Genomic DNA, 18723 nt, shown 5'->3' with positions numbered 1-18723 from the left:
GTGGCATCCATGACCACAGACACGGTTCTGGACTGGTTGCTCGACTCTGACCCGACGCTGCGCTGGCAGGTACAGCGCGACCTCGCGGGTGAGAGTGCCGAGGCGTGGGAATCCACGCGCGCCCTCGTGGCGACGACCGGCGACGGCGCCGCGCTGCTGTCGCATCAAGACCCCGACGGGCAGTGGGCGGGCGGAGCGTTCTTCCCCGCGACGATGACCGAGCAGCCGCCGCAGGACGAGCAGCCCTACACCGCGACGACGTGGACCCTCACGGCGCTGCGCGAAGGCGGGTTGGATGCCGCGGTGCTCGCCGGCACAGGCGAGAAGCTGCGCGAGAACTGCCGCTGGGAGTACGACGACCTGCCCTACTGGGACGGTGAGGTCGACGTGTGCATCAACGCGATGACGCTCGCCAACGGTGCCTGGTTGGGGGAGGACATGACCGGCCTTGCGGCATGGTTTCCTGCGCACCTGCAGTCCGACGGCGGGTGGGACTGCGAATGGGTCGAGGGCTCGGTGCACTCGTCGTTCCACTCGACGATCAACGCCGTGCGGGGGCTGCTCGCCTACGAGCAGATCACGGGGGATGCCAGCGTGCGAGCCGCGCGCCACAGCGGTGAGGAGTACCTGCTGGCGCGACGGCTGCGCTATCGGCTGTCGACGGGCGAGCAGGTCGGCCGGTGGACCGACCTCATCTGCTACCCGTATCGCGCGCCGTTCACGCTTCTCAAGGCCGTCGACCACATCACCGAAGCCGCCGAGTTCGACGGCGTGGCGCCCGACCCGCGCGCCGGTGAAGCGGTCGAGCGGCTGCGCGCCGCCCGCCAGGACGACGGTCGCTGGCTGCAGGGCTGGTTCTTCGGCGGCGACACGTGGATCGAGCACGATGTGCCACCCGGCGAGCCGTCACGGTGGGTGACCTTCCTCGCGCAGCGTGCACTGAACCGATGGGATGCCGCGTGCACGAGCTGAGTCGAGACGACGCGCGGCGACTCGTTGTCCGCGCACAGCTGCTCGATGCCGACCGCCCCGGCGACGTCATCGAGGTCGCCGAGCAGCTCGGTGCCGTCAAGATCGACCCGACCGCGACGATCGCGCCGTCGGAGCAGACCATCCCGTGGAGTCGCATCGGCTGGGCGTACGAGCCCGGCCAGCTGAAGAAGGCCGTCGAGCAGGACCGCCTGCTCTTCGAGTACGACGGGCACTTTCGCCCCGCGTCGCTGTTGCCCGCGCATCTCGCGCGCATGCGCGGCCGCCTCTTCCGAGCGCAGGCGAGCGCGTGGCTCGAGGCGAACGCGCGGTTCCGCGCCGATGTGCTCGCACAGCTCCGTGCGGAAGGCCCCGTGCTCGCGGCGCAGATCCCCGACACGAGCCAGGTCGCCCACAAGAATGAAGCCGGGTGGTACGGGTCGAATCAGGTCCCGCGGATGCTGGAGCTGCTCTCGTATGTCGGTGAGACGGCGATCGTCGGGCGCGAGGGGCGTCAGCGCATGTGGGACCTCGGCGAGCGTGTCTACGCCGACGTGCCCGTGCTCGACCACGACGACGCCGGCGAGATCCTGGACCAGCGCCGCCTGCAGGCCGCGGGCATCGCACGACAGCGCTCGCCGTGGACCCCCGTGGGGACGGCGGGTGAGCCGGCATCCGTCGAAGGATCCGCCTGGAAGTGGCGCGTCGATCCCGCCGCTCTCGAGACGCTCGATGACGACCCCGGTGGACGCGTCGCGATCCTCAACCCGTACGACGGCATGCTGTTCGACCGACCCCGGCTGCAGGAGCTCTTCGAGTTCGAGTACATCCTCGAGCAGTTCAAGCCGAAGGCTCAGCGCCGGTACGGCTATTTCGCGCATCCGATCCTGCTCGGCGACCGCTTCGTCGGGCTGCTCGATGCCGAGCTGGACAAGAAGAAGGAGACCCTCGTCGTCACCGCCGTGCACGAGCTGGAAGACCTGGATGCCGAGGAGCGCGAGATGATCGACGCCGAGGTGCGCGACCTCGCGGAGTGGCTCGGCGTGGCGCTCGCATTCCCCGGTCCGTAACACGGCGACACGCGATCACGCGTGATAGCGGCCCTCACGCGACGATGGAGGTCACATTCCGAGAGAGGGTACGGGCGATGGGCCGACGGGGATTCACTACACGGCAGCTGCATGAGCGTGAAGCCGTGCCCGCACCGACGGCCCGCGCGACGCCGATCTATCTCACCGCCGGGTTCGAGTTCGACGAGTACGACGCCGCGGCCTCGCACTTCGGTGAAGGACACGGCTACGCCTACACGCGCACCGGAAACCCGACCATCGAGGCGGTCGAGCACCGGCTCGCGTCACTCGAGGGCGGTTCGCAGGCGCTGCTGCTCTCGAGTGGACAGGCGGCCACGAGCGTCGCGCTGCTGGGCCTGCTCGAATCCGGCCAGCACATCGTCTCGTCGACGCACATCTACGAGGGCACGCGCGGGCTGCTGCGCGACAACCTCGTGCGACTCGGCATCACGACGACCTTCGTCGACGACATTGATGACCTGGATGCCTGGGAAGCGGCGATCCGTCCGAACACGCGCGCCCTGTTCGTCGAGTCGATCTCCAACGCGACCAACCGCCTCGTCGACATCGCCGCGCTTGCCGGCCTCGCGCACAGCCACGGCATCCCACTCGTCGTCGACAGCACGTTCGCGACGCCCTACCTCGTGCGCCCGATCGAGCACGGCGCGGATGTCGTCGTGCACTCCACGAGCAAGTTCCTCTCCGGCCACGGCAGCGTGATCGGCGGCGCGATCGTCGATGCCGGCACGTTCGACGCCGAGCGCTCCGGAGCGCTCTTCCCGCAGCTGGTCGCACCCGGTCGCACGGGAGCACCGAGCTTCGCCGAGCGCTGGGGCGGCGACGCGCGCATCGCGTACCTGCGCGAGAGCGTCGCGCCGCGCTTCGGCACGACCCCATCGCCGCTGAACGCCTTCCTGCTCGGCCAGGGCATGGAGACGCTGAGCCTGCGCGTCCAGCGGCAGAGCGAGAATGCGCTCGCCGTCGCGCAGTGGCTTGAGTCCTGTCCGCAGATCGAGACGGTCGACTACGTCGGGCTGCCCAGTCACCCCGACCACGCGCTCGCGCAGCGCTATCTTCCCGACGGCTACGGTGCCGTCTTCAGCTTCACCGTCCGCGGCGGTGCGGCAGCGGCGCGCGCGTTCGTCGAGCGCCTCGAGGTCTTCACCCACATGACGCACCTGGGCGACGTGCGCTCGCTCGTGCTGCACCCCGCGTCGACGTCGCACGTCTTCCTGACCGAAGCCGAGCAGCGCGCCGTCGGCGTCGAGCCGGACACGCTGCGGTTCTCGATCGGTATCGAGGATGCCGCCGATCTCATCGACGACCTCGCGGCGGCCCTCGCATTCGCGGACGACGCCGCGGTCGCCGCGGTATGACCCGACCGCAGCACTTCGGGTGGTTCCTGGCTCGCGGTTTCGGCCCGCACGGCTGGGGGCATCCGTACCTCGACTGGGACTACGACTGGACACGGCCCGACCTGTACCAGCAGTCCGCGCGCGAACTGGAGCAGGCCGGCTTCGACTTCGTGCTGATCGAGGATGCCCCCTCGCTCGGGTCGGCGGAGACGATCGACCTGCGCGTGCGGCACGCGTTCGGTGGGCCCAAGCTCGATCCGCTGCTGCTCGCGCCGTACCTGTTCCAGGCGACCCGGCACCTCGGTGTCATCCCGACCGTCAACCCCGCCGCCTATCTGCCGTACACGGCGGCGCGACAGTTCGCGACGCTGCAGCACCTGAGCGGCGACCGGCTGGGGCTGAACGTCGTGACCGACACCGGCAGTGCACGTCACTTCTCGGATGCCGCACCCCTCGGGCACGATGCGGCGTACGACCGCGCCGAGGAGTGGGTCACCTCGCTGCGTGAGCTATGGCGCTCGTGGGGCGAGGGCGCGCTCGTGCGCGACACGGCGTCGGGCGTATATGCCGACGGGACGAAGCTCGACGCTGTGCGACACCGCGGCGAGCACTTCGCCTTCGACGGCCCGCTCAACGCCATCCCGTTCACTCGCGGCGAGCCCGTCATCGCCTCGCCGGGCGGGTCGGGGCGCGGGCTCGCGTTCGCGGGCGCGAACTCCGACATCCAGCTCGCGCTCGCGCCGCTGCACGAGAAGAGCGTGCGCGAGTATCGCGCGAAGATCCACGCGGCTGCCGTCGAGCGCGGACGCGCGCCGTCCGACATCCGGATCATGTTCGCGATCCAGCCCGTCATCGTGGCCTCGCGCGAGGAGGCCGACCGGCTCGTCGCGGCATCCGCCCACCCCGACGACACTGTGCTGCGCCACCTCGCGCAGCGGCAGTCCAGCGATCTCGAGACCGACCTGACGGCACTCGATCTCGACGCACCGCTGCCCGCGGAGCTGTTCGCCGAGAATGTGTCGCACGGGTCGCTTCGGCGTCTCGTCGGAGACCGTGACGTCAGCGCGACGCCGCTGCGGGCGCATCTGACGGCACTCGCACGGCTCGGCCGCATCAGCGACCGGTCGGGATTCGTCGGCACGGCGGAGGAGTTCGCCGACCTCATCGAGGAACTCGGCGAGTGGGGCAACGACGGCGTGCTGCTGTGGGGCGACCTGCACCCCGTCACGGTGCACCGCACGCTCGACGAGCTCGTGCCGGTGCTGCGGCGGCGGGGCATCCTGCGTCGCGACTACACCGGTCAGGGCCTGCGCGCCGACCTTCGGGCGTTCTGAGACCCCCACGCAAAAGCCCCGACACCCGCGCGCGGGATGTCGGGGCTTTCGAACGGGCGTCAGCCGGCCAGGCCGTTGTCTGCCAGCCAGCCGGCCGCGATGTCCGCGGCAGACATCTGGTCTTGGGTCGACTGGACATTCAGCGCGACGAGGCCCTGCGGCGTGAGCTTGGCGCTGACGGCGTTGATCACGTCGGCGATCTCATCGGCGACCGACGTGCTCACGACGGGGACGACATTCGACGCGAGGAAGAGGCCCTCGGGGTCTTCCAGCGTCACGAGGTCCTGCGTCTGGATGCGCGGGTCGGCGCTGTACACGTTAGCGACCTGGATGTTGCCGGCGACGAGTTCGTCGACCGTCGTGTCGGCCGTCCCCGAGAAGGTGACGTCGACGCCGTACTTCTCCTTCAGGCCCGTCGGGCCGTAGGGGCGCTCCTCGAGTTCGGGGGCACCGCCGAGGACGAGCGGCGTGATGCCGGCGAGGTCGCCGATGCTCGTCAGGTTGTGCTCGGCGGCGAAGTCGGCGGTCACGTTGTACGAGTCCTGGTCGGTCGCGGTGGACTGATCGAGCACGGTCAGTCCGTCGGGCAGGGCACCCTTCAGCGCGGCGTACACGTCGTCGGACGTCCTCGCGGTCGTGCCCTCGTCGAAGAACTGCAGCAGATTGCCGGTGTACTCGGGGAACAGCTGGATCGAGCCGTCCTCGAGCGACGGGATGTACGCGTCGCGCTGACCGATGCGGAACTGGCGATCGACGGTGAAGCCGGCACCCTCGAGCGCCTGCGCGTAGATCTCGGCGATGATCTCGTTCGAGTAGTAGTCCTGGCTGCCGATGACGATCGTGTCCGATGCCGGGGCATCCGATGAGCCTGCGCCGCTGTCGAGCGGATCGCTCGACCCACATGCGGTGAGAGCGAGAGCGGCGACGGCGGCGAGCCCGGCCGCGAGGGTCAGACGGGAGCGGATGCGTGTCATGGTGGTGCCTTTCAGGGTGCTGTGATGGCGGGTGCGGGACGGCGCCGCGTCTCGCGCGCGGGAAGCGCGCGTGCGGTGGCACCGCGGGGGACGACGAACCGCTGCACAAGCGCGAACAGTCCGTCGAGGGCGAGGGCGAGCACCACGACGACGATCGAGGCGCCGAGCACCTCATCGAACCGGCGCAGCGGGATGCCCTGCAGGATGAAGAAGCCGATGCCGCCGAGGCCGATGTACGCGGCGATCGTGACGGTCGCGACGACCTGAAGGGTCGCCGAGCGCAGGCCGCCGATGAGCAGCGTCAGCCCGAGCGGCACTTCGATGCGCCAGAGGATCTGCCATTCGGTCATGCCGACGGCGCGCCCGGCGCTGATCACACTGCGGTCGATCGCCTCGAACCCGGCGTACGCACCGGCGAGGATCGACGGGATCGCGAGCACGATGAAGGCGACGACGGCCGCCTCGGTCTTGTAGACGACGCCGATCACGAGATACAGCAGCACGACGAGACCGAGCGTCGGGATGGCCCGGGCCGCGCCCGAGAGCGCAACGGCGAACTCGCGCCCGCGGCCAGTGTGACCGATCGCCCAGCCCGCCGGGATCGCGATGACCGCGGCGATCGCGACCGACCCGAACGTGAAGGCGAGGTGCTGCCAGATCGCAGTCGGCAGCGTCAGCGAGCCGGTCAGCCGGTCGGGGGAGAAGATCCACGCGAACGCGTCGAGGAAGAGATTCATGCGACCCCTTCCGCGGCGAGCCGCTGCAAGGCCCGGCGTTCACGGCGGCTCTCACGCCGCGGCGCCCACGGCATGAGCAGGCGGCCGAGCACGATCAGCACGAGATCGACGACGAGTGCGATCACGACGACGGCGATGACGCCCGACAGCACCTCGGGGATGATGCGGCGCTGCGAGCCGTCGGTGAACAGGTAGCCGAGGTTCTGCACGCCGATCAGGGCGCCGACCGTCACGAGCGAGATCGTCGAGGTCGCCGTCACGCGCAGGCCCGCGAGCAGCACGGGCCCCGCCAGAGGCAGGTCGACCGTCCAGAACCGGCGCCACGGCCCGTAGCCCACCGCAACGGCAGCTTCGCGCGTCACGGGGTCGACCGACGCCAGTCCGTCGGTCGTCGAGCGCGTCATGATCGCGACGGCGTAGATCGTGAGCGCGACGATGAGCGTCGTCTCTGAGCGCAGGCTCAGGCCGAACGCGGCCGCGACGACGGCGAACAGCCCGAACGAGGGGATCGTGTAGAGCAGTCCCACGGTCGTCAGGATCGCGCCGCGCCAGCGCGTGTAGCGGAACGCGAGCCAGCCCAGGGGCAGCGCGATGACGAAGCCGACGATGATCGGGATGACGCTCTGCCGCAGATGCGGAAGGCTCAGCTGCCAGATCAGGTCGAGGTTGTCCCAGATCCAGCTCACGCGCTGCCCTCCGCGCGAGAGGCAGCGGCATCCGTCAGCACACCCTGCGCACGACCCGTCGCGTCGACCACGACGGTGCCATGGTCGGTGCGCTTGAGCGAGAGGGCGCGTGCGCCGCGTTCGGCGCCGATGAACTCGGCGACGAACGGGCTCGCCGGGTTCTCGAGGATCTCGTTCGGCGACCCGACCTGCGCGATGTGCGCGCCCTTCTCGAGGATCACGACCTGGTCGCCCAGCAGGAACGCCTCGTCGATGTCGTGCGTCACGAACACGACGGTCTTGTCGAGCTCGCGCTGCAGGCGCAGCGTCTCCGTCTGCAACTCGGCGCGCACGATCGGATCGACGGCACCGAACGGCTCGTCCATGAGGAGGATGTTGGGGTCGGCCGCGAGGGCACGCGCGACGCCGACGCGCTGCTGCTGGCCCCCGGACAGCTGCCGCGGGTAGCGGTCGGCGAGCGTGCGGTCGAGGCCCACGACGTCCAGCAGCTCGAGCGCGCGGGCGCGGGCCACGGACCGCGGTGTGCCGCTGAGCACCGGCACGGTCGCGATGTTGTCGACGACGCTGAAGTGGGGGAGCAGCCCGGCATTCTGCAGGACGTAGCCGATGCCACGGCGCAGCTTCACGGGATCGCGACCGCGAATGGACTCGTCGTCGATCGTGATGTCGCCCGACGTCGGTTCGATGAGGCGGTTGATCATGCGCAGCAGCGTCGTCTTGCCGCACCCCGACGAGCCCACGAACACCGTCGTCTTGCGTGGCGGGATGAGCAGACTGAACTCATCCACCGCGACGGTGCCGTCGGCGAATCGCTTCGTGACGGAGCGGAACTCGATGGCCATGCAACCTCCGGTCGGGTCAGATCCACCAAACCACATGCCTCCGACATCGCCCAGAGGGGTGGCACACGACGTCACACTCCGGTAGACGTGAGCACATGGAGACGGAAGAGTACGACCTCATCGTGATCGGCGCCGGACCCGTCGGCGAAAACGTCGCCGACCGGGCTGTGCAGGGCGGTCTCACGGCCGCGATCGTCGAGAGCGAGCTCGTCGGCGGAGAGTGCTCGTATTGGGCGTGCATGCCGTCGAAGACCCTGCTGCGCCCCGTCGCGGCGCTGCGCGCTGCCCGTGCGGTGCCGGGCGCCGCGGCCGCCATCGCCGGCGGCATCGACGTCGCCGCCACCCTGCGCTCGCGCGACGCGATGGTGCACGACTGGAACGATGACGGCCAGGTCGGCTGGCTCGAGTCCGCGCACATCGACCTCGTGCGCGGTCACGGTCGCCTGGTCGGCGTGAAGACCGTGCGCGTGACCGATTCCGACGGATCCGAGCGCATCCTCCGCGCTCGGCGCGCCGTTGCCGTCTGCACGGGCTCGGCCGCGCTGCTGCCCGACATCCCGGGGCTCGCGGATGCCGAGCCATGGACCAGCCGCGAGGCGACGGCCGTGCACGACGTGCCGAGCTCGCTCGTGATCCTCGGTGGTGGCGTGGTCGCGTGCGAACTCGCGACGGCGTTCGCGTCGTTCGGCACGGCCGTCACCGTCATCGCGCGCTCTGAGCTGCTGCGCGGTCTCGAGCCCTTCGCGGGCGAGGCCGTCGCGGCGGCGCTGCAGGGCGCGGGCGTCGACGTGCACCGGCACACCGACGTGACCGCTGTCACGCGCGATGACGAGGGCGTCGTGCTCACGCTCGGTGACGGCGGGCAGGTGCGCGCGGCCGAGCTTCTCGTCGCGACGGGTCGCGTGCCGCGGACGACGGACATCGGGCTGGATGCCGTGGGTCTGATACCCGGCTCGTGGCTGGTCGTCGACGACACCCTTCGCGTGCACGGCAGCGACTGGCTGTACGCGGTCGGCGACGTCAACCATCGCGCACTGCTCACGCACCAGGGCAAGTACCAGGCCCGCGCCGCCGGCGACGTCATCGTCGCGCGGGCGGTCGGCGCGGCCGTCGACGATGCCCCGTGGGGCACTCATGTGGCGACGGCCGACCACGCGGCGGTACCGCAGGTGGTGTTCACCGAGCCGCAGGTCGCGACGGTCGGGCTCACGGCGCAACATGCCGAGGATGCCGGGCTGCCCGTGCGCATCCTCGACATCGATCTTGCCGCGCTCGCCGGCGCCGCGACGCACGCCGACGACTACGCGGGCACGGCGCGTGCCGTCGTCGATGAGGACCGCGGCGTCATCGTCGGGGCGACGCTCGTCGGGCCCGACGTCGCCGAACTGCTGCAGGCGGCGACGATCGCGGTCGTCGGGGAAGTGCCGCTCGCGCGCCTGTGGCATGCCGTGCCGTCGTACCCGACGGTGAGCGAGTTGTGGCTGCGCTGGCTCGAACGGTACGGACGTCCCGGCATCGTCCGCTGACGGCGAACGTGGTATCGCTCGACCCGTGAACGATATATCGTTATATATCGTTCGGAACACATCGGAGGGTTCTCATGAGCACATCATTCGGGCAGGGATTCGGCGGCCAGGGATTCAACGCACAGGGGCTCGGCAACCTCGCCGGCCAGGGCGTGAACGAGCTCTTCGAGGCGCTCGGTCAGCTGAAGCAGAACCTCGGCGACGGCTTCTCGCAGCGCTTCGACCAGAAGGGCGGCTCGCGCATGGGCCGCGGCGACGTGCGTGTCGCGATCCTCGCGCTGCTGTCCGAGCAGCCGATGCACGGCTACCAGATCATCCAGCAGATCGAGGAGCGCAGCGGCGGCGCGTGGAAGCCGAGTCCCGGCTCGGTGTACCCGACGCTGCAGCTGCTGACCGATGAGGGTGTCATCGAGGTCGAAGAAGCCGGCGGGCGCAAGACCTACTCGCTCACCGAGGCCGGTCGTGCCGAGGCCGACGACAAGCCCGCACCGTGGCAGAGCTCGGCGGGTGCCACCGGCGCGGCCGGTGACGCGGCCCCGGCGGGTCCCGGCTTCGGCGCGCTGCCCAAGGCCGGCGCCAACCTCGCACAGGCGGCGATGCAGGTCGGGCGCACCGGCACGCCCGAGCAGGTCGCGCAGGCGGTCGAGATCATCGACGAGGCTCGTCGCAAGCTGTACGCGATCCTCGCCGAGGGCTGATCGCCGGTGCCGCCGCGCTCCCGCGCCCGCTACAACCGGATCATCCGATTCGCGACGCGGGTGATGATCTCGACGTGGTGGTTCGACGTCATCCTGCCGCGGATCGGTTTCCGTTCCTTCGCCGAGCGTGGGCGCATCGAGCGCCTGCGGCAGACGTCGCGTCGCTTCCGCGTGCTCGCCGTCGACCTCGGCGGACTCATGATCAAGGTCGGCCAGTTCCTCTCGTCGCGGCTCGACGTCCTGCCGCCGGAGGTGACCGCCGAGCTCGAGCAACTGCAGGATGAAGTGCCGCCGGTCGCGTTCGCTGAGATCCGTGCGTCGGCCGAGGCCGAACTCGGTGTGCCGCTTGAGCGTGCGTACGCGTGGTTCGACGAGACGCCTGTCGCCGCGGCATCCCTCGGTCAGGCGCACCGCGCGCGGCTGTCGGCGGAGGATGCCGCGATCGCGGGCTTCGCGGACGTCGTTGTCAAGGTGCAGCGGCCCGCCATCGACGAGATCGTCGAGACCGACCTCGCAGCGTTGCGCACGATCGCCGACCGCCTGTCGCGCATCCGCTTCGTCGCCGACCGCGTCGACGTGCCGCACCTCGTCGACGAGTTCGCCACGACGAGCCGCGAAGAGGTCGACTACCTGCACGAGGGCGTCAACGCCGAGCGCTTCGAGGAGCTCTTCGCCGACGGCGTGCGGGTCGCCGCGCCGACAATCGTGTGGGAGCGCACGACGCGGCGCGTGCTGACGCTCTCCGACGTCACGGCGATCAAGCTCGCCGACGCCGAGAGCCTGCGCGCGGCCGGTATCGACCCCGCCGACGTCGCCCAGGCGTTCGCGCAGGTCATGTTCGACCAGTTGTTCGGCGCGGGGTTCTTCCACGCCGATCCGCATCCCGGCAACGTTTTCGTCACGCCGCACGAGCCCGACACCGAAGGTCGCACCTGGACGCTGACCTTCATCGACTTCGGCATGATGGGGCAGATCCCCGAAGGGCTGCGCGACGGGCTGCGCCGGCTCGTCATCGCCGTCGCCGCACGCGACGGCAAGGGGCTGGTCGCGGGCATCCAGCAGATCGGCGTGCTGCTGCCCGACGCCGACACGGCGCAGCTCGAGCGGGCGCTCACGGCGCTGTTCCAGCGGTTCGGCGGCATGGGCTTCGGCGAGCTGCAGAGCGTCGATCCGGCGGAGTTCCGCGACTTCGCAGCCGAGTTCGGCGAGGCGATGCGCGAGCTGCCCATCCAACTGCCCGAGAACTTCCTGCTGATCACGCGCGCCGTCTCACTCACGTCGGGCGTGTGCAGCGCGCTCGATCCGGCGTTCAACATCTGGAACGCCATCGAGCCGTACGCGCAGCGCCTCCTCGCCGAGGAGGGGCGACACGTCGTGCGGGATGCCGCGACTCGCGCCGTCGACTACGCGCGCACCCTCGTGCAGCTTCCGCCGCAGATCGCCTCGGTGGCGGCGCGCATCGACCGCGGCGACCTCGAGGTCGGCACGCCGCAGATCGACCGACGCCTCGACCAGCTGGAGGTGCTCCTGCGCAGCACGATGGGCGCCGTCGTGTTCGCCGCCCTGCTCGTCGGCGGCGCGCTGCTGTTCGCCGCGCTGCCCGTGGTCGGCACCGTGTTCATGATCGCGTCGGTGGTGCCGCTCGGCTATGCACTGCTCGGCGGGTGGCGGCGCCGGCGGCGGTAGCGCGCCCGCCGCGCTCGCGCGTCAGTCGGTCGCACCGGTTGAGCTCCAGTCGGCGGTCGCGAGGCGCGCGAATCCGCCGAGCAGCAGGTCGAGTGTGAAGTCGAACTCGGCGTCGGGCGCGCACGCGCCGGTCGGATTGCGGGTCGCAGCGTCGAGCGCGATCGCGACGACGTTCGGGAAGCGCTGTGCGAGCGCCGCCTGCGCGGCGGGGTCCGCGCCCGCGTCTGCCGCGGGCGCGCCCGAGAACGCTTCGGGGCTGAATCCCCAGATGCGGCTGCCCAGTGCATGCATCGCGTAGTGCGTGAGATCCACCGAGAGTCCGCCCGAGCGCAGGTCACCGGCCACGGCATCCATGTGCGCCAACACCGACAGCGTCGGCGTCGTGCGGCTCTCGATCGCCGACGGCAGCCACGGATGGGCGCGCACGGCAGCGCGGGCACCCGCGACGCGCGACCGCACGCGATCGTCCCACGTGGACTCTGCCGGGGGAGCCGGGTAGGCGGCGACGAGCGTGTCGATCATGCCCCCGATCAGGTCGTCCTTGTCGGCGACGTGCTTGTACAGCGCCATCGGCACGACGCCCAGGCGCGCCGCGAGCGCGCGCATGCTGAGGGCATCCAGCCCCGACTCGTCGGCGGCCGCGATCGCAGACGTCAGCACGTGTGCGCGATCGAGGGGAGCGCGGGCTGCGGTCACGGTGGCCTTCTTTCGCGGGTCGGACGGGCACGGGGCATGGGGCTCGGGGCTTGACTCAGTGTACGCAGTACACCTAGGATTTCAGGCGAGGTGTACACCGTACACCTACCGCCGTGTACCAGTGAGTCGAGGAGACCTCATGCGCGATTCCACGCTGGCCCGCATCGCGGGCATCCTGTACCTCGTCACGTTCGTGACGTCGATCCCCGCGCTCGCGTTGAAGACGCCCCTTCTGGCGGGCGAACCTGGCGCCGAGGCCCCGGGGGTCGTCGCGATCATCCTCGAGCTGATCCTCGCCGCCGCGTGCGTGGGCACCGCGGTCGCGCTGTATCCGGTGCTGCGCCGCGGTACGCCCGTGCGAGCGATCGGCTTCGTCGCCTCACGCGTCGCCGAGGCGGGGCTCGTGCTGCTCGGCGTCGCCGCGCTCGCGGCGCTGCTGCGGGGGCCGGCGGACGCCCTCATCCCGCTGCGCTCGCTGCACGATGCGGCGTTCCTGCTCGGGCCGGGAACGATCCCCGCCGCCAACGCGCTGCTGCTCGCGACGGCGCTGCTGCGCACGCAGCCGATCCCGCGCGCGATCCCGATCATCGGGCTCGCCGGCGCCCCGCTGCTGCTCGTCTCGGTCGTGCTCACGCTCGCGGGCGTACTCGATCAGGTCTCACCCGTCGCGGGACTGCTCGCGGCGCCGATCGCCGTGTGGGAGTTCGCGGTCGGGGTGTGGCTGATCCTCGGCCGCACCGCCGGTGTCGGCGACGCGACCGAGGACGGGGTCGCCCCGGTTCAGCGCACGGCGCGCGCGAGGTTCTCGCGCAGCTCGTCGGCGTCCTGACGCACGACGTACGCGGGGCGGTCGCGCTCGACGCGCCAGCTCTCGGCGACCGAGCCGACGTCGACGGCGTCGAAGCCGAACAGGTCGTAGACCTCGGTGGCGAGCGTCGCGGCATCCGCGTGATCGCTCGCGATCGCCAGCGCACGGCGACCCGGCGTGCCGGCGAGCGAGCCGGTCGTCAGGATGTCGGCGGCGGGGATGTGGTTGAACGCCTTCACGACGCGCGAGTTCGCCAGGTGCTCCTGGGCGAGGCCCGTCGTCGTGGCGCGGTTCTCGTCGAGGATCGTGATGTGGCCGTCGCGCTCCCAGTAGTAGTTGTTGGTGTCGAGCACGATCTTGCCGGCCAGCGGTTCGGCCGGCACGTCGCCGAGCGCCTTCAGCGGCACCGTCATGATCGCCCAGTCGGCTGCTTCGGCTGCTTCGGCCGCCGTCGCCGCGCGCACGTTGTCGCCGAGTCGCGAGGCGAGGTCGGCGAGGGTCTCGGGCCCCCGCGAGTTCGAGATCACGACGTCGTAGCCGTGCTGGGCGAGACCCTCCGCGAGTGCGCTGCCGATGTGTCCTGCTCCGATGATTCCTACGGTTGTCATGCCTCGGGCAACGCCGGGCCCTGGGCATCCATTCCCCGGTTCGAACTACGCTGGACGGGTGCCCGACAACGCTGCAGCCCTCGCCCATGCCGCCGATCTCGCGGAGTTCGTCGCCCAGTCGCCGTCGAGCTTCCATGCCGCGGCGACGGTCGCGCAGCGGCTGACGGATGCCGGGTTCACGGCCCTCGGCGAGACCGCGCCCTGGCAGGTGACGCCCGGTGCACGCCAGCTCGTCGTGCGCGACGGCGCCGTCATCGCGTGGATCGTGCCGGCCGCCGCGACCGCAGACACTCCGCTGCGCATCTTCGGTGCGCACAGCGATTCGCCGGCGCTCAAGCTCAAGCCGAAGCCCACGACGGGCCGGTTCGGCTGGCTGCAGGCCGGTGTCGAGATCTACGGTGGGCCGCTGCTGAACTCGTGGCTCGACCGCGAGCTGCGCCTCGCCGGGCGTCTCGCGCTCGACGACGGCACCGAGGTGCTCGCGGCGACGGGGCCTCTGCTGCGCCTGCCGCAGCTCGCGATCCATCTCGACCGCGAGGCGAACGACCACCTCGCCCTGAACAAGCAGACCCAGACCCAGCCCGTGTGGGGGCTCGGGGAGGCGGCATCCGCAGATCTGCTCGCCGAGGTCGCGTCGACGGCGGGGGTCGACGCCGCCCGGATCCGCGGGTATGACCTCGTGACGGCGGATGCCGCGCGCGGCACCGTCTTCGGCAAGGATCACGCGTTCTTCGCGGCAGGCCGCCTCGACGACCTCGCATCCGTGCACGCCGGCCTCGTCGCGCTCGAGTCGGCGGGCACCGACGCTCCGCACATCGCGATGCTCGCCGTCTTCGATCACGAAGAGGTCGGCTCGGGCAGCCGGTCGGGAGCGGCGGGCCCCTTCCTCGCCGACGTCATCGAGCGGATCCAGCTCGGGCTCGGTGCCGATCGCGACCAGCAGTTGCGTGCGCTGGCGGCGTCGTGGTGCGCGTCGAGCGACGTCGGCCACTCGGTGCACCCGAACTACCCCGAGAAGCACGACCCCGTCGTGCAGCCGCTGCTGGGGTCGGGGCCGATCCTGAAGATCAACGCGAACCAGCGCTACGCGACGGATGCCCCGGGCGCGGCGGCCTGGCACGGCTGGTGCGTCGCGGCGGGTGTCGCCTCGCAGGAGTTCGTGTCGAACAACGCCGTCCCGTGCGGATCGACGATCGGGCCGATCACGGCGACCCGCCTCGGCATCCGCACGATCGACGTGGGCATCCCGATCCTGTCGATGCACTCCGCGCGCGAACTCGCCGGCACGGCTGACCTGCACGCGCTCAGCCGCGTGGCCGAGGCGTTCTTCCGCGCCTGAGTCGTCGCCCTCGCGGCCTGCCGCTGCAAGTAGCCCGCCGCCACAACAGGCCCGCCGTGGCCAGCCGCCGCGCGTCTTGCACGGCCCACCGCAATAACTCAGGAACCGCGGGGCTCAGCCACGGTTTCGACCCCGGGATTCCGCGGCCCGCGCCGTCGTCCGGGGCCGGGTCTCCTGAGTTATTGCGGGGAAGCCCCGGTGCGTGCGCCGCTGAAGCTGTCAGACCGAGCGCGCAGCCCGGAGGATCAGACCGCGGCGCGCTTCGGCAGCACCCAGCCGGCGCGCGGGAAGTGGCATGTGTAGCCGTTCGGGATGCGCTGCAGGTAGTCCTGGTGCTCGGGCTCGGCCTCCCAGAACGGGCCCTCGGGCTCGATCGTGGTGACGGCCTTGCCGGGCCACAGGCCCGACGCGTCAACGTCGGCGATCGTGTCGCGGGCGACCTCAGCCTGCGCGGCGCTCAGCGGGAAGATCGCCGAGCGGTAGCTCGACCCGATGTCGTTGCCCTGGCGGTTCAGGGTCGACGGGTCGTGGATCTGGAAGAAGAACGCGAGGATGTCGCGGTACGTCGTCTTGCTCGGGTCGAACACGATCTCGACGGCCTCGGCGTGACCCGGGTGGTTGCGATAGGTGGCGTGGTCGTTCTGCCCGCCGGTGTAGCCGACGCGGGTGTCAAGGACGCCGGGCTGGCGGCGGATGAGGTCTTCCAAGCCCCAGAAGCATCCGCCGGCCAGGACCGCGGTCTCGGTTCCGGGGGTGCGGGTGATGCTGCCGTCGTCGGTCATGATGTGCTCCTTCGAGAACGGGTGGGGATGCCGCGGTGGCGGCGTCATCCGAGATAACACCCGACCCTTCGATTCTGGTCCCTTCCGAACCTCTCAGGACGCTGGGAGCCGCGTCATGAGACAATGGATGCCTCCGCAGCGCCCATCGGCGCCGCGAGGTGCATCTACCAGCTCGACCGGCGACCAGTCGAATCCGGGAAACGGCGGCACGTGAACAACGAGCCGATTCTTCGGAGGAGCGCGTGGAACACACCGACGATCAGCACACCGACGATCGCACGCTGATCCAGCACACGGGCTGGGCGTACTGGCCCATCGCCTTCATCGCCCGACTGCCGTTCGCGATGATGACGGTCGGCGTGCTCATGCTCGTCGTCTCGGCGACGGGACTCGTCGGGCTCGGCGGCCTCACCAGCGCCGCAGTGGGCATCGGCGTCGTCATCGCGGGGCCGATCATCGGCGACCTCGTCGACCGGTACGGCCAGCGCCGCGTGCTCATTCCTATCGGGCTCGCCAACGGCATCCTTCTCGCCGTGTTCCCCGTCATCGTGCTGGGTGGTGCGTCGGAATCGGTCCTGCTGATCGCAGGGCTTGCGATCGGGCTGACCGGTCCGCAGGCGGCCGTCATGTCGCGCAGCCGGCTGCTGACGATCATCGCGGCGCTGCTCGCGCCGTCGCGGCGGGCGCAGGCCACGACGCGGATCATGTCCTACGAGTCCGCCGCCGATGAGACCGCCTTCGTGATCGGCCCGTTCCTGGTCGGGATCCTCGCGGCGCTCGTCGCGCCGTGGGCGCCGATCGCAGTCGCGGCGGCGCTCAGCTTCGGCTTCGTGACGGCGTTCGCGCTGCACCCGACGGCGAGAGTCGCCCTGCCGCACGAGGAAGCCGCGGCCGAGCGCGCGCCGATGCGCGCCGTCTTCACGGGTCGGATCCTCGTGCTGGTCGGGGCGACGTTCGGCGTCGGGATGTTCTTCGGTGCGTCGCTGACGTCGCTGACCGCGTTCGCGCAGGCCCAGGGCGACGAGTCGCGCGCGGGTCTGCTCTACGGCCTGATGGGTGTCGGCTCAGCCGCGCTGGCGCTCGGCGTCGCCGTATTGCCGGCGCGCTTCACGCTGCGCTGGCGGTGGGTCGTGTTCGCACTCGTGCTGGTGGCCTCGGCGGCCGGCTACGCGACCTCGGACGGTTTCGGCGCGATCACCGTCTGGCTGCTGGTCATGGGTCTCGGTGTCGGGCCGACGCTCGTGACGCTGTTCTCACTCGCGGGCGAGCGGGCGCCGCTCGGCCGCGCCGCGACGACGCTGACCCTGCTGGGGTCGGCGCTGACGCTCGCGCAGGCGCTGTCGTCGGCGGTGACCGGGTGGGTCGTCGAGGAGTTCTCGCTCGGCACCGCCATGCTGCTGCCCGCCGTCGCGGGCGGTGTCGTGGTCGTGCTGGGTCTCGTGAACGCCGTCATGGAGCGGCGTGCGGCACCCGTCACGGTCACCGCCGCGGCGCAGACCGCCTGACTCGCGCCAGACGAAGCCCGGCGCTCGCACGCGTCAGACGAAGCGCACCCAGTTCGCGCCGCCGCCGGTCTCGGCCTGCTGCAGCAGCTCGAGGCGCTCGCCGTCGATCGCGTACAGCGACACCGTCGTCGACTTCTCGCCCGCCGCGACGAGGAACCGCCCGTCCGCGCTCACCGCGAACCCGCGCGGCTGCTGCTCGGTGACGGTGAACGACGTGGCATCCGACAGTGAACCATCGGATGCCACCGGCACCGCGGCGAGCGTGTTCGCGGTGCGCTCCGAGGCCCACAGCACGTCGCCCGCGCGGTGCAGGTCGGCGCCCCACGCGTAGTGGTTCGCGAGCGGGTCGGCTCCGAACTCGCTGCGTCCGAGCTCCGCGGCGGGGTCGGATGCCGTCGCCGCCTCGGCGAGCGTCAGCGTGCCCGACGCGGCGTCACGCCGGTAGTGCAGCACCTCGGCCGAGAACTCGGTCATGACGTACACGTGATCATCCTCGACGACGAGGTGGCGCGGTCCGCTGCCGGCGGGCGCGGCGACCGTCGGCGGGTCGAGCGGCACGAGCGTCAGATCGTCGGCGAGGGCGTACTGCGCGACGAGGTCGGCGCCGAGCGAGACGAGGTACGCGAATCGACCGTCGCGGCTCGGCAGCACGGAGTGCAGGTTCGGGAACGAGACGCGCGACACGGGCTCGCCGAGCACGCCGTCTGCGATCGGGCAGCTGATGCCGTACCCGCCGCCGTAGCTGATCCCGAGCAGGCCCGCGCCGCCGCGCGCGAGCGCGATGTAGTTCATGCCGCCGCCGACGAGATCCAGGCGTGAGACCGGGGTGAGCGTGCCCGCGGCGCGGTCGAGCTTGAGCGTCACGATCCCGGCCGGATCGCCCTTCACGCCCGCGTAGACGAGGTCGCGCTCGGCATCCACGGCGAACGTGGAGCAGCCCGTGAGGCCCTCGGTCACCGAGAGGCGTTCGAGGCGATCGGCCGTGAAGCGGAACGTCGAGATGGAGCCGTCGCCGGCGTTGGCCACAAGAACGAGGGGAGCCGTGTCGGTCACTGCTCCAGCCTACGCGCGGTGTCGGGCGCGGATCGTAGGATGAGCCTGACAGCAC

18 protein-coding genes are annotated in these 18723 nt (G+C 70.8%); 10 read left to right on the top strand and 8 right to left on the bottom strand.

Translation table 11 applies throughout. The features are described from left to right. Positions 1–9: 9 nt before the first annotated feature. The 4 genes from BGO46_RS14050 to BGO46_RS14035 all read left to right on the top strand — a co-directional run bounded on the left by BGO46_RS14050 (position 10) and on the right by BGO46_RS14035 (position 4728). Positions 10–972: a squalene cyclase gene (locus BGO46_RS14050; protein ID WP_292674878.1), complete on the top strand. Its 963-nt coding sequence runs from the start codon at positions 10–12 to the stop codon at positions 970–972. Continuing rightward, positions 960–2039, top strand: coding sequence for a crosslink repair DNA glycosylase YcaQ family protein (locus tag BGO46_RS14045; protein WP_292674881.1), 1080 nt, complete (start codon positions 960–962; stop codon positions 2037–2039). The genes BGO46_RS14050 and BGO46_RS14045 overlap by 13 nt, the downstream gene beginning before the upstream one ends. A 77-nt stretch (positions 2040–2116) precedes the next feature. Continuing rightward, entirely contained in the window at positions 2117–3415 is a 1299-nt protein-coding gene (locus tag BGO46_RS14040) for an aminotransferase class I/II-fold pyridoxal phosphate-dependent enzyme (protein ID WP_292674884.1), read from the top strand. After that, on the top strand, positions 3412–4728 hold the full coding sequence (locus BGO46_RS14035; protein ID WP_292674887.1) for an LLM class flavin-dependent oxidoreductase: 1317 nt from the start codon (positions 3412–3414) through the stop codon (positions 4726–4728). The genes BGO46_RS14040 and BGO46_RS14035 overlap by 4 nt, the downstream gene beginning before the upstream one ends. Positions 4729–4787: 59 nt before the next feature. On the opposite strand, the gene BGO46_RS14030 is transcribed toward BGO46_RS14035, so the two are convergent. From BGO46_RS14030 to BGO46_RS14015, 4 genes are read right to left on the bottom strand one after another with little or no spacing between them, the layout of a single operon-like run. Next, a complete protein-coding gene (locus tag BGO46_RS14030) occupies positions 4788–5702 on the bottom strand; it encodes an ABC transporter substrate-binding protein (protein WP_292674890.1) in 915 nt (304 codons plus the stop codon). A gap of 11 nt (positions 5703–5713) precedes the next feature. Continuing rightward, positions 5714–6439: an ABC transporter permease subunit gene (locus BGO46_RS14025; protein ID WP_292674893.1), complete on the bottom strand. Its 726-nt coding sequence runs from the start codon at positions 6437–6439 to the stop codon at positions 5714–5716. Continuing rightward, positions 6436–7125: an ABC transporter permease subunit gene (locus BGO46_RS14020; protein WP_292674895.1), complete on the bottom strand. Its 690-nt coding sequence runs from the start codon at positions 7123–7125 to the stop codon at positions 6436–6438. The genes BGO46_RS14025 and BGO46_RS14020 overlap by 4 nt, the downstream gene beginning before the upstream one ends. Continuing rightward, on the bottom strand, positions 7122–7967 hold the full coding sequence (locus BGO46_RS14015; protein ID WP_292674897.1) for an ATP-binding cassette domain-containing protein: 846 nt from the start codon (positions 7965–7967) through the stop codon (positions 7122–7124). The genes BGO46_RS14020 and BGO46_RS14015 overlap by 4 nt, the downstream gene beginning before the upstream one ends. A 95-nt stretch (positions 7968–8062) precedes the next feature. Here BGO46_RS14015 and BGO46_RS14010 point away from each other — a divergent pair, with 95 nt between their 5' ends. The 3 genes from BGO46_RS14010 (at position 8063) to BGO46_RS14000 (ending at position 11877) form a co-directional block, all read left to right on the top strand. Further along, entirely contained in the window at positions 8063–9493 is a 1431-nt protein-coding gene (locus BGO46_RS14010; RefSeq protein WP_292674899.1) for an NAD(P)/FAD-dependent oxidoreductase, read from the top strand. A gap of 74 nt (positions 9494–9567) precedes the next feature. Next, positions 9568–10191, top strand: coding sequence for a PadR family transcriptional regulator (locus BGO46_RS14005; RefSeq protein WP_292674902.1), 624 nt, complete (start codon positions 9568–9570; stop codon positions 10189–10191). 63 nt (positions 10192–10254) lie between these two features. Beyond that, positions 10255–11877: an AarF/UbiB family protein gene (locus BGO46_RS14000; RefSeq protein WP_292675146.1), complete on the top strand. Its 1623-nt coding sequence runs from the start codon at positions 10255–10257 to the stop codon at positions 11875–11877. A gap of 21 nt (positions 11878–11898) precedes the next feature. Here the strand turns inward: BGO46_RS14000 and BGO46_RS13995 are convergent, their stop codons facing one another. Then, positions 11899–12573, bottom strand: a complete 675-nt coding sequence (locus tag BGO46_RS13995) for a TetR/AcrR family transcriptional regulator C-terminal domain-containing protein (protein ID WP_292674906.1) — start codon at positions 12571–12573, stop codon at positions 11899–11901. A 139-nt stretch (positions 12574–12712) separates the two neighbouring features. Here BGO46_RS13995 and BGO46_RS13990 point away from each other — a divergent pair, with 139 nt between their 5' ends. Then, positions 12713–13402 (top strand): DUF4386 domain-containing protein, encoded by a 690-nt coding sequence (locus BGO46_RS13990; RefSeq protein ID WP_292674908.1) that lies wholly within the window; start codon positions 12713–12715, stop codon positions 13400–13402. Here BGO46_RS13990 and BGO46_RS13985 read toward each other — a convergent pair. After that, positions 13354–13989 carry an NAD(P)-binding domain-containing protein gene (locus BGO46_RS13985; RefSeq protein WP_292674911.1) on the bottom strand — a complete coding sequence of 212 codons (636 nt, stop codon included), beginning with the start codon at positions 13987–13989 and terminating at the stop codon, positions 13354–13356. The genes BGO46_RS13990 and BGO46_RS13985 overlap by 49 nt on opposite strands. Positions 13990–14047: 58 nt before the next feature. On the opposite strand from BGO46_RS13985, the gene BGO46_RS13980 reads away from it, so the two are divergent. Further along, entirely contained in the window at positions 14048–15328 is a 1281-nt protein-coding gene (locus BGO46_RS13980) for a M18 family aminopeptidase (protein ID WP_292674914.1), read from the top strand. A 245-nt stretch (positions 15329–15573) separates the two neighbouring features. On the opposite strand, the gene msrA is transcribed toward BGO46_RS13980, so the two are convergent. Continuing rightward, the gene (gene msrA / locus BGO46_RS13975; protein WP_292674917.1) at positions 15574–16110 is read right to left on the bottom strand and encodes a peptide-methionine (S)-S-oxide reductase MsrA; all 537 of its coding nucleotides are present in this window, start codon (positions 16108–16110) and stop codon (positions 15574–15576) included. Between the two features lie 242 nt (positions 16111–16352). Between msrA and BGO46_RS13970 the strand changes: the two genes are divergently transcribed. Beyond that, a complete protein-coding gene (locus BGO46_RS13970) occupies positions 16353–17615 on the top strand; it encodes an MFS transporter (protein ID WP_292674920.1) in 1263 nt (420 codons plus the stop codon). Between the two features lie 33 nt (positions 17616–17648). Here BGO46_RS13970 and BGO46_RS13965 read toward each other — a convergent pair whose 3' ends face one another. After that, on the bottom strand, positions 17649–18668 hold the full coding sequence (locus BGO46_RS13965; protein WP_292674923.1) for a beta-propeller fold lactonase family protein: 1020 nt from the start codon (positions 18666–18668) through the stop codon (positions 17649–17651). Between the last annotated feature and the right edge of the window lie 55 nt (positions 18669–18723).

It is taken from the genome of Microbacterium sp. 70-16, assembly GCF_001898315.1.
In the GTDB taxonomy this organism is placed as follows: Bacteria; Actinomycetota; Actinomycetes; order Actinomycetales; family Microbacteriaceae; genus Microbacterium.
The sequence above is the reverse complement of the archived record's forward strand: the minus strand, read 5'-3'. Positions and strand labels throughout refer to the sequence as shown.

Excerpts from the sequence above, each read along its gene's own strand:
- BGO46_RS14050 (WP_292674878.1), top strand. The coding sequence starts at position 10 with ATGACCACAGACACGGTTCTGGACTGGTTGCTCGACTCTGACCCGACG.
- BGO46_RS14040 (WP_292674884.1), top strand. The coding sequence starts at position 2,117 with ATGGGCCGACGGGGATTCACTACACGGCAGCTGCATGAGCGTGAAGCC.
- BGO46_RS14035 (WP_292674887.1), top strand. The coding sequence starts at position 3,412 with ATGACCCGACCGCAGCACTTCGGGTGGTTCCTGGCTCGCGGTTTCGGC.
- BGO46_RS14030 (WP_292674890.1), bottom strand. The coding sequence starts at position 5,702 with ATGACACGCATCCGCTCCCGTCTGACCCTCGCGGCCGGGCTCGCCGCC.
- BGO46_RS14025 (WP_292674893.1), bottom strand. The coding sequence starts at position 6,439 with ATGAATCTCTTCCTCGACGCGTTCGCGTGGATCTTCTCCCCCGACCGG.
- BGO46_RS14015 (WP_292674897.1), bottom strand. The coding sequence starts at position 7,967 with ATGGCCATCGAGTTCCGCTCCGTCACGAAGCGATTCGCCGACGGCACC.
- BGO46_RS14010 (WP_292674899.1), top strand. The coding sequence starts at position 8,063 with ATGGAGACGGAAGAGTACGACCTCATCGTGATCGGCGCCGGACCCGTC.
- BGO46_RS14005 (WP_292674902.1), top strand. The coding sequence starts at position 9,568 with ATGAGCACATCATTCGGGCAGGGATTCGGCGGCCAGGGATTCAACGCA.
- BGO46_RS14000 (WP_292675146.1), top strand. The coding sequence starts at position 10,255 with ATGATCTCGACGTGGTGGTTCGACGTCATCCTGCCGCGGATCGGTTTC.
- BGO46_RS13990 (WP_292674908.1), top strand. The coding sequence starts at position 12,713 with ATGCGCGATTCCACGCTGGCCCGCATCGCGGGCATCCTGTACCTCGTC.
- BGO46_RS13985 (WP_292674911.1), bottom strand. The coding sequence starts at position 13,989 with ATGACAACCGTAGGAATCATCGGAGCAGGACACATCGGCAGCGCACTC.
- msrA (WP_292674917.1), bottom strand. The coding sequence starts at position 16,110 with ATGACCGACGACGGCAGCATCACCCGCACCCCCGGAACCGAGACCGCG.